At 72.8% G+C, this 13904-nt stretch carries 15 protein-coding genes and 1 CRISPR repeat array; of the genes, 5 read left to right on the forward strand and 10 right to left on the reverse strand.

Annotated elements, in window-relative coordinates; all coding sequences use genetic code 11:
• Positions 1–9: 9 nt before the first annotated feature.
• Positions 10–450, reverse strand: a complete 441-nt coding sequence (locus HDA31_RS05780) for a nuclear transport factor 2 family protein (protein ID WP_178066034.1) — start codon at positions 448–450, stop codon at positions 10–12.
• Positions 451–519: 69 nt separating this feature from the next.
• Positions 520–960 (reverse strand): hypothetical protein, encoded by a 441-nt coding sequence (locus tag HDA31_RS05785; protein WP_178066033.1) that lies wholly within the window; start codon positions 958–960, stop codon positions 520–522.
• Between the two features lie 151 nt (positions 961–1111).
• Between HDA31_RS05785 and HDA31_RS05790 the strand changes: the two genes are divergently transcribed.
• Positions 1112–2359 (forward strand): D-arabinono-1,4-lactone oxidase, encoded by a 1248-nt coding sequence (locus tag HDA31_RS05790; RefSeq protein WP_178067722.1) that lies wholly within the window; start codon positions 1112–1114, stop codon positions 2357–2359.
• Between the two features lie 155 nt (positions 2360–2514).
• Entirely contained in the window at positions 2515–3429 is a 915-nt protein-coding gene (locus HDA31_RS05795) for a poly(ethylene terephthalate) hydrolase family protein (protein WP_219824948.1), read from the forward strand.
• Between the two features lie 56 nt (positions 3430–3485).
• On the opposite strand, the gene HDA31_RS05800 is transcribed toward HDA31_RS05795, so the two are convergent.
• On the reverse strand, positions 3486–4628 hold the full coding sequence (locus tag HDA31_RS05800; RefSeq protein ID WP_178066032.1) for a site-2 protease family protein: 1143 nt from the start codon (positions 4626–4628) through the stop codon (positions 3486–3488).
• Positions 4629–4737: 109 nt separating this feature from the next.
• Between HDA31_RS05800 and HDA31_RS05805 the strand changes: the two genes are divergently transcribed.
• Positions 4738–6810, forward strand: a complete 2073-nt coding sequence (locus HDA31_RS05805; protein WP_246384080.1) for a prolyl oligopeptidase family serine peptidase — start codon at positions 4738–4740, stop codon at positions 6808–6810.
• A 376-nt stretch (positions 6811–7186) separates the two neighbouring features.
• On the opposite strand, the gene HDA31_RS05810 is transcribed toward HDA31_RS05805, so the two are convergent.
• From HDA31_RS05810 to HDA31_RS05835, 6 genes are all read right to left on the reverse strand, one after another.
• Positions 7187–7702: a hypothetical protein gene (locus HDA31_RS05810; protein ID WP_246384078.1), complete on the reverse strand. Its 516-nt coding sequence runs from the start codon at positions 7700–7702 to the stop codon at positions 7187–7189.
• Positions 7703–7797: 95 nt separating this feature from the next.
• Positions 7798–8352 carry a C39 family peptidase gene (locus tag HDA31_RS05815; protein WP_178066029.1) on the reverse strand — a complete coding sequence of 185 codons (555 nt, stop codon included), beginning with the start codon at positions 8350–8352 and terminating at the stop codon, positions 7798–7800.
• A 332-nt stretch (positions 8353–8684) separates the two neighbouring features.
• Positions 8685–8996, reverse strand: coding sequence for a hypothetical protein (locus HDA31_RS05820; RefSeq protein ID WP_178066028.1), 312 nt, complete (start codon positions 8994–8996; stop codon positions 8685–8687).
• 171 nt (positions 8997–9167) lie between these two features.
• Positions 9168–10025 carry a helix-turn-helix domain-containing protein gene (locus tag HDA31_RS05825; protein ID WP_178066027.1) on the reverse strand — a complete coding sequence of 286 codons (858 nt, stop codon included), beginning with the start codon at positions 10023–10025 and terminating at the stop codon, positions 9168–9170.
• Positions 10026–10211: 186 nt separating this feature from the next.
• Positions 10212–10727: direct repeats of the CRISPR family, unit length 28 nt; unit sequence GGATCACCCCCGCGTGCGCGGGGCACAG.
• 172 nt (positions 10728–10899) lie between these two features.
• A complete protein-coding gene (locus HDA31_RS05830; protein WP_178066026.1) occupies positions 10900–11100 on the reverse strand; it encodes a DUF397 domain-containing protein in 201 nt (66 codons plus the stop codon).
• On the reverse strand, positions 11093–11971 hold the full coding sequence (locus HDA31_RS05835; RefSeq protein ID WP_178067718.1) for a helix-turn-helix domain-containing protein: 879 nt from the start codon (positions 11969–11971) through the stop codon (positions 11093–11095). Before HDA31_RS05835 ends, HDA31_RS05830 begins: the two co-directional genes overlap by 8 nt.
• 363 nt (positions 11972–12334) lie before the next feature.
• Here HDA31_RS05835 and HDA31_RS05840 point away from each other — a divergent pair, with 363 nt between their 5' ends.
• Both HDA31_RS05840 and HDA31_RS05845 read left to right on the forward strand, forming a co-directional pair.
• The gene (locus tag HDA31_RS05840) at positions 12335–12655 is read left to right on the forward strand and encodes a DivIVA domain-containing protein (RefSeq protein ID WP_178066025.1); all 321 of its coding nucleotides are present in this window, start codon (positions 12335–12337) and stop codon (positions 12653–12655) included.
• On the forward strand, positions 12652–12906 hold the full coding sequence (locus HDA31_RS05845; protein WP_178066024.1) for a hypothetical protein: 255 nt from the start codon (positions 12652–12654) through the stop codon (positions 12904–12906). The genes HDA31_RS05840 and HDA31_RS05845 overlap by 4 nt, the downstream gene beginning before the upstream one ends.
• Positions 12907–12937: 31 nt before the next feature.
• Here the strand turns inward: HDA31_RS05845 and HDA31_RS05850 are convergent, their stop codons facing one another.
• The gene (locus HDA31_RS05850; RefSeq protein ID WP_178066023.1) at positions 12938–13843 is read right to left on the reverse strand and encodes a L,D-transpeptidase; all 906 of its coding nucleotides are present in this window, start codon (positions 13841–13843) and stop codon (positions 12938–12940) included.
• Positions 13844–13904 lie beyond the last annotated feature (61 nt).

Below are 13904 nucleotides of genomic sequence, written 5' to 3' on the forward strand. Positions count from 1 at the left end.
CCGCGCGGGTCACAGCGGCGGCGGGCCGCACACCTTCCAGCCGCCGTCCTGCTTCCTGAGGTGGAACTGCACCTCCCTGCTCGGGTGGCCCGGGTAGGTGACCTCGGCGGTCACGACGTACTGCGTGGGGGCGTCGCTGCTCCGCCGGACGGCGAGGTCGGTGATGCGGAACCCGGTCGGGTCGACGATCACGCCGGCGGTGGCGTCCCAGCCCGCCCGGGACCGCCCGCGCCGGTCGGCCGCGCAGAGCAGGTCGTACGCCGCGCCGTTGTCGCCCCGCACGGCGGCGTCGAGGTACGCCTCGCCGGCGGCGCGCATGCCCGGCTCGTCCGCCTTGTCCTTGCGCTGGAGATAGAAGCCGCTGATCGGCGTGCCGCAGCAGACCAGCGCGGCGACGACGAAGAGCGCGATCTCGAATCCCCGGGTGGACATGTTCGCCTCGTCGGCCATGACCGCGAGGGTAGGGACGCCCGGCAACGCCCCGGCTTCGGGCGGCGAGGGCGGCGGTGGCGCTGCCCCTCAGCCCGTCGGGCGCGGGTCCCGGACGACGGTGTCGAGGCGGCCGTCGCGGTCGCTGTCGAGGTAGGTGATGTCCGGGACACCGTCGCCGTCGAGGTCGAACTGCACCACGTCGGCGATGCCGTCGCCGTCGAGGTCGGTGACCACCTCGGTCGAGCCGTCGAGGTGGTGGGTGACGATCGAGTGCGACTCGACCGGCGGGCGCGGGGCCGGCCCCGGCGACGGCGCGGGCACCGGCACCGGCACCGGCCCGGGTGCCGGCCTCGGCGGCGGCGCGGGGCTGGGCGACGGCGCGGGGTACGCCCCGACGGCCGGGCCGGCCTGCGGATACGCCCCGAGCGGCGCGTCGGTCTGCGGGTCCGGGCCGACGCCGGTCGGGTCGATCTCCTCCTCGGACGGGTACACGTCGCCGCGCAGGGCGGGATCCGGGTAGCTGCTCATGGGCGTATGGTTCCCCGACGACGCCCCGGGCAACCAGTGCCCGGCCCGCCGGTGCCGCCCGGGTGTCGACCCGACGACGCCGAGTGACGGGAGAGGCCACGTGGACGCGAGCGACGGGAAGCCGGGCGGCGGCGGGCCGGACGACGCCGGCGTGCCGGAGCGCAACTGGGCCGGCAACGTCCGCTACGCGGCGGCGCGGCGGCACCGCCCGGCCGGGCTGGACGAGCTGCGCCGGCTGGTCGCCGGCAGCGACCGGATCCGGGCGGTCGGCTCGGGCCACTCGTTCAACCGGCTCGGCGACACCGCCGGTGACCTGGTGTCGTTGGCCGGGCTGCCGCAGACGGTCGAGGTCGACCGGGAGCGGGCGACGGTCACCGTCGCCGCCGCCATGCGCTACGGCGACCTGGCCACCCGGCTGCACGCCGCCGGTTTCGCCCTGCCGACGATGGCGTCGCTGCCGCACATCTCGGTGGCCGGCGCGGTGGCCACCGCCACCCACGGCTCGGGCGACGGGATCGGCAACCTGGCCACCGCCGTCTCGGCGCTGGAGCTGGTCACGGCCGACGGCGACCTGCTGACCGTACGCCGGGACGAAGGCGGCGACCGGTTCGCCGGGATGGTGGTGGCGCTCGGCGCGCTGGGCGTGGTCACCCGGCTCACCCTGGACGTCGTGCCCGCCTTCGAGGTGCGCCAGTACGTCCGGCTCGGCCTGCCGAGGGCGGCGCTGGACGAGGCGTTCGCGTCGGCGTACAGCGTCAGCCTCTTCACCGACTGGCGCGGCGGGGCCGACGGCCGGATCGGCCAGGTGTGGCGCAAGCAGCTCGCCGACGCCCCACCGCCGCCGGCCGACTGGCTCGGCACCACGGCGGCGGCCGGGCCCGTGCACCCGGTGCCGGGCATGCCGGCGCGCAACTGCACCGCCCAGCTCGGCGAGCCGGGGCCGTGGCACGAGCGGCTGCCGCACTTCCAGCTCGGCTTCACCCCGAGCAGCGGCGACGAGCTCCAGTCGGAATACCACCTGCCGCGGGCGGCGGCGGCCGGGGCGCTGGCCGCGTTGGACCCGCTGGCGGACCGGATCGCCGCCGTGCTCCAGATCTGCGAGCTGCGTACGGTCGCCGCCGACGAGCTGTGGCTGAGCCCGCAGCACGGGCGCGACAGCCTTGCCGTGCACTTCACCTGGATCGGCGACGGCGACGCGGTGGCCCCCGTGCTCGCCGAGGTGGAACGGGCGCTCGCCCCGTTCACGCCCCGGCCGCACTGGGGCAAGGTGTTCACGGTCGACCCGGCGGCGGTCGCCGCCGCGTACCCCCGGTTCGCCGACTTCGCGGCGCTGGCGCGCGAGCTGGACCCGGCGGGCAAGTTCCGCACCGACCTGCTGGACCGCTACCTGCCCCGCTGACCCCTTCCCGGCACCTGCCGCACAGGCGGTCCGGGCAGGGGATTGCCCGCCCGGGTCGGCGCGACGACGATGATATCGATCGATGTGTCTCGTCGACCGGCCCGGGGCGGTCTCACGCGCCGGGCCGCCCGCCCCGCACCCGCAGGAGCCCGGCCATGCCGCTGCCGTCCCGCCCGTCCTCCCGCCGTCCGTCCCGCCCCCGGCCCGGACCGCGTCGCCGCTGGCGCCCGGTCGCCCTCACGGCGCTGCTCGCCCTCACGGTCGGCCACGCCGCCCCGGCCCGCGCCGCCGACAACCCCTACGAGCGCGGCCCCGCCCCGACCGTCGCCAGCATCGAGGCGCCCCGTGGGCCGTTCGCCGTCGCCGATGCCGCCGTCGCGCCGTCCGCCGTCACCGGCTTCGGCGGCGGGACCATGTGGTATCCGACGAGCACGGCCGAGGGCACGTTCGGCGCGGTCGCGATCGCGCCCGGCTACAAGGCGGGCAAGGCCACCATCGCCTGGCTTGGCCCCCGCCTGGCCTCCCAGGGTTTCGTCGTCCTCACCATCGACACCCTCACGCCCGACGACCCGCCGGACAGCCGGGGCACCCAACTCCTCGCGGCGCTCGACTACCTCGTCGGCGCGAGCGTCGTCCGCAACCGCATCGACCACAACCGGCTCGCCGTCATGGGCCACTCCCTGGGCGGCGGCGGCAGCCTGTCGGCGGCGAACACCCGGCCCACGCTCCAGGCGGCGATCTCGCTGACCGGCTGGCACACCACCAAGAACTGGCCCGGCGTACGCGTGCCGACGTTCATCGTGGGCGCGGAGGACGACGAGGTGGCCCCCGTCGCCCTGCACTCCGAGCTGTTCTACTCCACCCTGCCGGCGACCCTGGACAAGGCGTACCTGGAGCTGGACGGCGCGACCCACGCCACCCCGACCGCGCCGAACGTGACCATCGCGAAGTACGGCATCTCGTGGCTGAAGCGCTTCGTCGACGACGACACCCGTTACGAGCAGTTCCTCTGCCCCGCCCCGAGTGACGCCACCATCGAGGAGTACCGCGACACCTGCCCGCACTCCTGACCCGCCCGCTCAGCACCCGCCCGCTCAGGCGCCCGCCCGCTCAGGCGCCCGCCCGCTCAGGCGCCCGCCCGCGTCGCCTGGTCGCGGAGGTTGCCGCGCTGCACCGCCCGGCTGATGTCGCTGGGCGAGACGATGCCGACCAGCCGCCCGCCGGCCACCACCAGCGCCCGGCCGTCGGCGCACTCGCTGAGCCGGGGCAGCAGGTCGGTGAGCTGCTCGTCCGGGTCGGCCAGCACGAGCTGGTCGGCCCGGCAGGCCACCTCGGCCAGCCTGGTCGCCGACCGGGCCTCGGCCGGGATGCCGCGTACCCGGTCGAGGGTGACCAGGCCGACCGGCCGCCCGTCGTCGGTCAGCGGCAGCGCCGAGTGCCGGTACGCGAAGAGGTAGTGGTCGACGAAGTCGGCCACGGTCATGTCGCCCGACGCGGTCTGCGGCTGCGGGGTCATCACGTCGGCGACCCGCACCCCGCGCAGCGCGCTGCCCAGCCGGGCCTGCCGTTCCTCCATCCCGGCGGCCCCGATCAGGAACCAGCCGATCAGCGCCAGCCACAGCCCGCCGACCCCGGCCCCGCGCAGGAACTGCCACAGGCCCAGCCCGATCAGCAGCGCGCCGAGGACCCAGCCCGCGCGGGCCGCCACCACCGACGCCCGCGTCCGGTCGCCGGTGGCCTTCCACACGGCGGCCCGCAGCAGCCGGCCCCCGTCCAGCGGGGCGGCCGGCAGCACGTTGAAGACCGCCAGCAGGACGTTGATGCCGGCCAGCCAGGCCAGCGCGCCGAGCAGTAGCCCGTGCACCCCGGCCAGGGCCAGCAGCGCGGCGACGCCGCCGAAGAACACGCCGACGATCAGGCTGACCAGCGGCCCGACGCCGGCGATGCGCAGCTCCGCCCCCGGGTCGCGGGCCTCCCCGCGCAGCTCGGCGACCCCGCCGAACAGCCACAGGGTGATCCCGGAGACCTCCAGCCCGTTGCGCTTGGCGACCACGGCGTGCGACACCTCGTGGGCGAGCAGCCCGAGGAAGAACACCACCGCCGCGCTCAGCCCCGCGAGCACGTACGCCCAGGTCGGCCTGTCCGGGTATGACCGGGGGAACTGGCTGCCCGCCAGCCCCCAGGCGATCAGCCCGAAGATGACCAGGACGCTCCAGTTGACCCCGACGGGTACGCCCGCGATCCGGCCGATCCGGAAACTCGCCCTCATCTGCCCGTCATACCCCGCGAGACACCGCCCATGCCAGGGCCGACGGCCCCCTTGTCCGAATGCCGGCGGGGCGGCGCCAGGGTTGACCCGGCCGGGAATAGTGGCAAACGTGACGAGGCTGACGGACACCGACGACGACCCGTACCGCTGGCTGGAGGACCTGCACGGCCCGGACGCCGCCGGCTGGGTGCACGACCGCAACGCCGAGACCATGGCCGCCCTCACCGGCGGCGACCGGTTCGCCGCCCTGCGGGCCGAGATCCGCGAGGTGCTCGACGCCGACGACCGCATCCCCTACCCGAGCTGGCGCGGCGACCACCTCTACTACAACTACTGGATCGACGCGGCCCACCCCCGGGGGATCTGGCGGCGCACCACCGGCGACGAGTACCGCCGGCCCGAGCCGCGGTGGGACGTCCTGCTCGACGTCGACGCGCTCGCCGCGCAGGAGGGCGAGAACTGGACCTGGCAGGGGGTGACGGTGCTGCGCCCCGGGCACGACCGGTGCCTGGTCAGCCTCTCCCGGGGCGGCTCCGACGCCACCGTCGTGCGCGAGTTCGACCTGGTCCGCCGGGCCTTCGTCGCCGACGGCTTCACCCTCGCCGAGGCCAAGAGCGACGTCACCTGGGTCGACGCCGACCACATACTCGTCGCCACCGACTTCGGCCCCGGCTCGCTCACCACCTCCGGCTACCCCCGCACGGTCCGCCGGTGGCGGCGGGGCACGCCACTGCCGTCCGCCGAGGTCGTCTTCGCCGGCCAGGCCGACGACGTCTCCGCGTACGCCTCGCACGACCACACGCCCGGCTTCGAGCGCACCTTCGTGGGCCGCCGCCTCGACTTCTTCCGCTCGGAGCCCTACCTGCTGACGCCCGCCGGGGAGCGGGTGCGCATCGACGTGCCGGCCGACGCCCACTGGGACGCGCACCGGGAGTGGCTGCTGATCGGGCTGCGCTCGCCGTGGACGGTCGACGGGGTGACCCATCCCGCGGGCGCGCTGCTGGCGGCCCGGTTCGACGCGTTCCTCGCCGGCGGGCGGGAGCTGACGACGCTGTTCACGCCGGACGAGCGCACCGCGCTGAGCTACCACGCGTGGACCCGCGACCGCCTGATCCTGGCCACCCTCGCCGACGTGCGCAGCAGACTAGAGGTGCTCACCCCCGGCGTTCCCGGCGCTTCCGGCCCGGCGGAGGGCTGGCGGCGGGAGCCGCTCGCCGGCGTGCCGGAGTTCGAGCACACCCGGCTCGTGGACACCGACCCGGACGTCGGCGACGCGTACCTGCTGGCCTCCGAGGGGTTCCGGCAGCCGGCGACGCTGCGGCTCGGGCAGGTCGGCGGCCCCGTCGAGACGCTCAAGCGGGCACCGGCGTTCTTCGACGCCGCCGGCCTCACCGAACGCCAGCACTTCGCCACCTCCGCCGACGGCACCCGGGTCCCGTACTTCCTGGTCGGTGACCCCGACGCGGCCGGCGGGCCGACCCTGCTCACCGGGTACGGCGGCTTCGAGGTCCCCGAGCTGCCGCACTACAGCGGCATCGTCGGCCGGGGCTGGCTGGCCCGGGGCGGCAGCTACGTGGTGGCGAACATCCGGGGCGGCGGCGAATACGGCCCCGCGTGGCACCGGGCCGCGCTGCGGGAGAACCGACCCAGGGCGTACGAGGACTTCGCCGCCGTCGCCGCCGACCTGGTGGCCCGGGGCATCACCACCCCGGCGCGCCTCGGCATGGAGGGCGGCAGCAACGGCGGCCTGCTGGCGGGCGTGATGCTGACCCGCTATCCCGAGCTGTTCGGCGCGGTCGTCGCGCACGTGCCGCTGCTGGACATGCGCCGCTACCACAAGCTGCTCGCCGGGGCGTCCTGGATGGCCGAGTACGGCGACCCCGACGACCCCGCCGACTGGGCCTTCCTGCGCGAATACTCGCCGTACCACAACGTCGACGAAGATCGGGCGTATCCGCCGACGCTGCTGGTCACCTCCACCCGCGACGACCGGGTGCACCCGGGGCACGCCCGCAAGATGGCCGCCCGGCTGCGCGAGCGCGGGCACGAGGTGGCGTACTACGAGAACGTGGAGGGCGGGCACGGCGCGGCGGCGAACAACGCGCAACGGGCGTTCGTGTGGGCCCTGACCCTGGAGTTCCTCTGGCACCACCTGGCCGAACCGGCGCAGCAGACGCAGTAGGCGCAGCGGGCGTAGCGCCCTGCGGCGCCCTGCCCGGTGCGCGGCTTCGCTGCGGCCCTGCCCTGCCCCGCCCTGCCCCGCCCCGCGCCGCCCTGCGCCGATCTTGCACTTTGGGCCCCCCAGATGGGCGTTTCACCCCTTTTGCTGGGGCCGCAAGTGCAAGATCGGCGCGGGGAGGGGGAGGGCGGGGGAGGGGCTTCGGCGGCCGGCGTGTCCCTCACCGGGCCACGGACGGCTCGGGTACGGTCGTCCGTCGCTTCCGGAGACGACACGCCGCCGCCCGTCTCCCCCGCAGACGGCCATGGCTGGTTGCGGCATTCTGCCTACCCTGTCGCTGCGTTTTCGGGGACCGCCCGCTGTCGCGGAGGTGCGCCGGCTACCCGTTGGGCTGCGGCTGGTCCGCTCCCTGGCCGGGTTCACCGGTCCTCCGGTCGCGGGCGTGGCCGGAGAGTTCCCGGAAGAACACCGGTGGCAGCACGACCCTGCCCTCGTTTCCGATCGGTGAGGGCGCGAGCGGGATGAGCAGGTCGGTGTTGGGTGAGTGCAGCCACAGGGCCATCAGGTACAGCGCGGGAATCCGCAGCAGCCGTAGTTCGAAACCGGCCGTCGCGAGTTGGGGCAGCGCCCGCGCGGCCCGTACGGCGGTCGCGGTGGCTCTGACGTACGGGCCTTCGTTGAACGATGGCGGACGACTGCCGTCCGGTGTCTCCGTACTCTCGGCGCTGGCGATCACCTCGCCACCGGATTCGAGCAGGAAGCGCCAGCCTCCCGGGCGTGCCCGATCCAGGCCGCCGCCGGCCTCGACGTCGTCGAGGCCCATGGTGAACACCTGGTGTGGGGTGGACACCTGCACGTCCTCGGGGGCGGCGGCGCCCAGCGCGGGCAGGCCCATGCCCCGAACTCCGGCGACGCGGCCGAGCTTGGCGCGTGTCTCCTCCCGCATCCGCCCCGGCGGCTCAGGCATATTCAACGGCATTGCGAAGCTCCTCAGGGCTGGGACTTCATGGAAGCGGTCCAGGTGCCATTCGTCTTGTATTTGTCCCGCAATTCCTCGTACGGAATGATGTACGTGCCGTCCCAGGGGTCGTGAACCCAGACGTCCGTCACGGTGCCGTCTTCGAGTTGGCTGTACCCGAAGATGTTCACTATGTGGCCGCCGCCGCCTGCCCACGCGATATTCAGGAGAATTGGCCGGTTGTTCGCCACCTCCTGCGTGATCTCCTGCTTCGACAGCACTCCGAGTCTCGGGCCGGCGGCCTTGTGCCCGACCTTCTGGAGTGGCCCTTCGTCGGGCCACCAGCCCTCGTTGCAGTTCCAGGGGCCCCCGTTGGGTCCGCAGCAGTCGAACTTCGGCTGGCCGGGGTTCTGCCTGAACCACTCACTGTACTTGTCGTTGAGCACCGCCGTGGCCAGGCCGCACTGAGTCCAGTCGGTCATCTTGTTGTAGTGATGGGCGACGCTGGCGGTGGTCGCATTCCAGCACCAGTTGGTCTTCTGCTGCAATTGGCCCACGTAGCCAGAGAGTGCCTGGTATTGGGTCATCCGACGTCCTTTCGCTGGGGCGGCCGGCGCCGGCGGCGCATCCTGGGTGGCGGAGTTAGAAGTATGCCACAGGGGGAGGCGTATTCATTTCAAGTCCATTATCAGACAGTCAGCGTCCGGGGGCTTTGCTCTGATTTGCTGGATATGCGCTTGCCGATTATTAACACCATTGTTCAATTGTTGTTTTCAGGCGAACGGAAAGCCCCTTCTCGGATGGCGATTCGTAACGGTGATCGATCAGGTGCTGCGGTGGCCGGGGCGGACCCGCCCGGCCTCCGGAACTGCCTCCGCGCGGGGCCCTGCCCGAGCAGGGCCCCGCGCGGAGGCGTCGGTCAGCGGGCCTCGATGAAGATGTCGGTCACGTGGCTCGGGCTCTTGCAGGACGAGTAGGCGGTGTGGGTGCCGCCGTCGGACCAGCCGTACCAGCCCGAGTTGGTCGAACCGGCGTAGTAGCACCAGGTGACGACCCGCCACTCTCCCCGCCCGGTGCAGGTTCCCCACGCGGTGTTCGCGTTGTTGTAGCCCTTGGTGCACTTGGTCGGATCGACCGCCAAGGCGGGCGCGGCGAGAGCGAGCGCCCCCGTCAGCAGGCCCGCGAAGGCGGCTGTGGCGACGCGGACGGGCCCGCGCTTGGGGTTCAACATGCTGTCCTCCGGAGATCATCGACCGCGGCGGGTGCCCCGGTGATGCCATCTCCGCACGCCGCAGCGTTGTTCGGGCCCGGCGACGGACTACCAGGGCCGGCGACGGTCTATCGGCGGCGACGCCGGCAGGCCGGGGCACCGCGTGCATCCGTCCCGGCGAGAGCAGCGAGGTCAGCGGGGCGTGCAGGTCGGCAGTCCCATGCCGCCCCGGTACCGTGCTTCGACGTACACCTCCGACAGGTATCCCGTCCGCCCGTCGTGCAGGACGACCTCGTACCAGATGTTGGAGGACACCCCATTCGGGTTCGTCTCGATGCCCTCGCTGGTGAGATCCCGGTTGGTGATCTTGTCGCCGACGACCTGGCAGCGCGCCACCAGGACCGCGCCGCTCCAGACCTCGGTGCCGGGCACCTTGCAACCCCGCTTGGCGCAGAACGGCGCCGGCCTGCCGGACAGGTAGGCCGGCGTGGTGTCCTCGGCGAGGCCGGATGGCCCGATCGCCACCTTGTTCTGTACGACGAGCGCGGCAGGAGCGCCGGCCGACGGCGCGGCCGGTGCCTGGTTGCCCCCTCCCTCGGAGCTGCGGGACCCGAGGGCCAGCGGCACTGACAGCAGGAGTACGCCCAGCGGGACCACGGCAAGGAGGGCCCAGCGGAGCCGACGGCGGATCGCCGGCTGTCCGGCGACCAGGGGCGACGCATCGTCAGGGAGATCGGCGACGGTAGCTGCCGCGCCACTGCGTGACGGCGACTCTGCCGGCCGTATCGCCTCCTGCGCCGTCTCCCACCTCACCCGCCACTGACGGACATCGCCGCCGCATGCCCTGACGAACGCCTCGACCGTCTCCCAGGTGGGCAGATGATCGCCGCCGGCAGCTTCGGCCAGGGCGGTTCTGGACCGGCCCGACGCGCGCGACATCTGGAGGTACTTCGGCGAGCCTGCTGCTTCGCGGAGCTGTCGAAGCTCTGCGGCAAACGACTGGATGGGGCCCGCTTCAGGGTCAATCTGGCGTTCGGGACGAGGCACCATGACTCCAGGTCACTGCAACATCACGACCGGTGCGCGACTGCGCCGATCGATAGTAGTCGCTGACAGTCGCAGCGCGCCATCGCCCCGACTGCCGTTGTGCGGCAGCTTCACACCTACAGGACACACGGGGCACCCCGCATGCGCGCGGAGCAGGTCGTGGAGCTGGACCCGCACAACGGGCCGGGAGGATCACCCCCGCGTGCGCGGGGAGCAGCGTGCGGGCCAAGCCTCGGTGGTCGACAGCACGGGATCACCCCCGCGTGCGCGGGGCACAGTTCGCGTCCACGGCGGTCAAGCCGACAGCGTGCGGATCACCCCCGCGTGCGCGGGGCACAGGAGGGTGGTGCGCCGACGGCGGCGTCGGTGGCGGGATCACCCCCGCGTGCGCGGGGCACAGGTTCGTGATCGGTCGGCGGGCCGATCGGCTCGAGGATCACCCCCGCGTGCGCGGGGCACAGAGCGCGGCGGCGACCTGCGTCGTCGAGTTGACGGGATCACCCCCGCGTGCGCGGGGCACAGGACGAAGTGACCCCAGTTTCTACACTTCCCTATGGATCACCCCCGCGTGCGCGGGGCACAGGCCAACGGCGATGACGAGGCCGTCGCGGAGCTGGGATCACCCCCGCGTGCGCGGGGCACAGTACCGGGGTTCGGCTACCCGGACATCGTGCGGAGGATCACCCCCGCGTGCGCGGGGCACAGGCTTCCTGACCTGGGGCGCCATAGATCAACTGCGCGGATTTCATTCACTTTGCTGGCCAAGATCACATCCTGAGTGGTGGCTGGGCGTCCAGGCTAGGTGGTGAACAGCCTACGAGTTGACCGGCGTTTTCGGTGGGCAGGAGAGGAACCGTGGCGCAGCCTCCTGCCAGTTTCAGCAGCCAGGTGGCTGGGCCTTGACGTCCTCGATGAAGGTGGCCCAGGACGACGGGGTGAAGGTCAGCACCGGCCCGGTCACGTCCTTGCTGTCACGTAGCCCGACGACGCCCGGGAGGTTGTCGGCGACCTCGACGCAGTTGCCGCCGTTGTTGCTTCGGGTCGACTTGCGCCAGACGGCACCGGTCAGGTCAGGCACGGGAGTACTCCTCTGCGGCTTGCTGGATCAGGCTCTGGGATCGAGACTCGTTGAGGGCGCGGCTGGCCATGTCGGCCCAGATGGTGTTGTAGGCGGCTGTCTCGTGCGGCTTGTCGAGATAGATCGCTCCGGTTGCGGCTTCCAGGTAGGCCACCGGTGGTTCCACCTCCTTGCCATGCTCGTCCCGTGGAAACTCCAAGATCGAGAAAGCTCCCGACATTGCCCCGGCATGCAATCCGGCAGAAAAAGTAAGCACCTGCACGGTCACGTTGGGTAGCTGGGTGGCCTTCAGGATCTGATGGAGTTGTTCGGCCATGATCGTTGCGTTGCCGACCGGGCGGCGTAACACGGCCTCGTTGATTATCACGCTCAGTTGCGGCGGGGAGAACCGGGTGAGGAGGGTCTGGCGCTCGGTCCTGAGCTGGATGGCCCGCCGCTGCTCCTCGGTGGCTTCCGCGTCGATTGCGCCACCGGGCATCCGGAAGACCTGCTCCGCGTAGGCGGGAGTCTGGAGCAGCCCGGGGACCAGCTCCGCCTCGTACTGCCGGATGTGCGAAGCCCCGGCCTCCAGTCCGATGTAGAGCTGGAACCATCGCGGCAGGCCGGAGCCGATGTAGTCGTGCCACCAGTTCTTGTTCTCCCGGGTGGCCGCTGTCATCGCGAGAAGCAGCTCGCTGTCCTCGGCGGACGCGCCGTAGAGGTCGAGCATCTGTTGCACGTCGGCCTGTCGGAAGCGGACGTGCTCCGCGCCGTTCTCGATCCGGTGCAGCGTTGCCCGTGCCCGATCCAGGCGTTCGGCGGCCTGTTCCATCGTCAGCCCTGCCGCCTTGCGGAGCGCCTCGAACTTGCGCCCGATCTGCCGCCGCAACATGGTCGATGCGGTCACCGCCTGTGACACTCTTCGCCTCCGCTGCTCGCGATCCGTCGACACCCGAGCGTCCAATTGAACCCGCCTCCTGCTCCTTTAGCAATAGACACGTCACAGCGAGTGCTGAGCTATAGAGAATTCACATCTCCGACTGCTCCGTTGAGACATTGCAATTGAGCAGACGCGGTGCTTCACTGCCTCTGCGGGCACTGTGGAATTTCCGCTGCTCAGTGGCCATGGCGTGCCCTGCTGTCGTACTCGCTGATCGAAGGCTGCGGTGGCAGGTGCCGGGCGGATCCGCCGGTGCGGTGCGGGCCGGCGGACCCGTCCCTCCACAGGTCAATCTCGACGAGAGGCAGGTCTGTCATGCGCGTCTTCCTGTTCCGCCGGGCCCGGCCGCGTCGCCGGCCGCCGGCCCACGGCGCGGCCGGGCGTCAGCCGGCGGCGGGTCGCCGGCTGCTGCCCTGGCAGGTGCGCGAGTGGCGGTTCCGGTCGGCCCGGTTCGGTCGGCGCGGGCTCGACCCGCGGGAGGTGCGGGAGTTCCTGGAGCGGATCGCCGTCGAGTTGGCCGCCGCGCACCACGCGCTTGCGCAGAGCCGCCGGGAGACCAGCCAGGTCAAGCTTGCGCTGTGCCGGTTGCGCGCCGAGGCGTCGCCCGCCCGCAACGAGCGGGGGTGGGGCCGGTGAGCGAGCGGTTCGTCATCCACCTGCCAGTGGTCGCCAACGACCTGCTTTCGGCCCAGCGGTTGGCCCGGGTGGTGGCGCACTGGACGCACGTGTTGCCGCAGACCGAGCCCGGGGGCGCGACCGTCTCGCGGGAGGACGACCAGAACGTACGACACTGGGTCTTCTGTGACCGGATCATGGACGGCGGCCGGCGGTGTCTGCTGCGGCCGGACCACGAGGGCGCGTGTTCCCGCCGGCCGAGGCGGCGGTGAGCGTGCGGCCGGAGGCCGGCGCGGCGTCGGGTCAGGCTGTCGGAGGTGGGGTGGGCAGGGCGTCCACGACCAGCACGCCGCTGCCGGGCCGGACCTCGGCGAGCAGTTGGCGCTGGCCGCTGCGGGTCAGCCGGATACAGCCGTTGGTGACGTCCTCGCCGAGGGTGTCGTCGTCCTGCCAGGCGTGCAGGCCGATGTGCGCGCCGGCCAGGCCCGGTGGGATGGCGTCCGGGTCGTCGGGGATCGCGCCGAGGGCGAAGACGTCGACGCCGCCGTACACGGCCTCGGGTGGCGGCGTGCGGCCGAGCACGAAGGTGCGGCCCAGCGGGGTCTCCTGGCCGCGCATGCCGAGGCTGACCGGCCACGATCGCACGGCGTGTCCGTCGCGGAACCAGGTGAGCCGGTGCGGCCGGCGCTCCACGACGATCTGGTCGCGCAGCGGCACGGTGGCCCAGTCGCCGTCGGGCGGCAGCCAGGCGATCCGCCGGGTGGCCGAGGGCAGCAGCACGGCCGTCCAGCCGGTGCGGCGCTCGACGATCGGCACGGTCACCTCGACGCCGTTGATGGTGGGGGCGAGGAAGGCCAGCGGCCGGCCGCCGGGCGCGTCGTAGGCGGCGACCTTGCGGGTCGGCGTCAGCCCTTCCGTGAGCGGGGTGGCGTCGGACGGGCTCGGGTCGGCGGGGAAGCCGGCGGGCGCCGGGTCGTAGGTCACGACCGGCAGGGTGGCCGGCGCGGGCGCGGCGGTGGGCACCGGCTCGCCGGTGGGCGCGGCCGCCGTGACGGGCGCGGTGGGGGCGGCGGGCGGCGGGGACACCCGGGCCGGCTCCGGGGTGAGCGCCCGGGCCGTGACCAGGCCGGTCGCCAGAAGCAGGGGTACGCCGAGCGCGGCGGCCAGCCAGCCCAGCCCCCACCGCGACACAATCCGGTCAAACAGCACAAAACGTACTGTAGGCGTTGGTGGGCGGCGGCGGGGGGTGATTGCAGGGGCCCCCTCCTAT

This window comes from Micromonospora carbonacea, assembly GCF_014205165.1.
Taxonomy (GTDB): Bacteria; Actinomycetota; Actinomycetes; order Mycobacteriales; family Micromonosporaceae; genus Micromonospora; species Micromonospora carbonacea.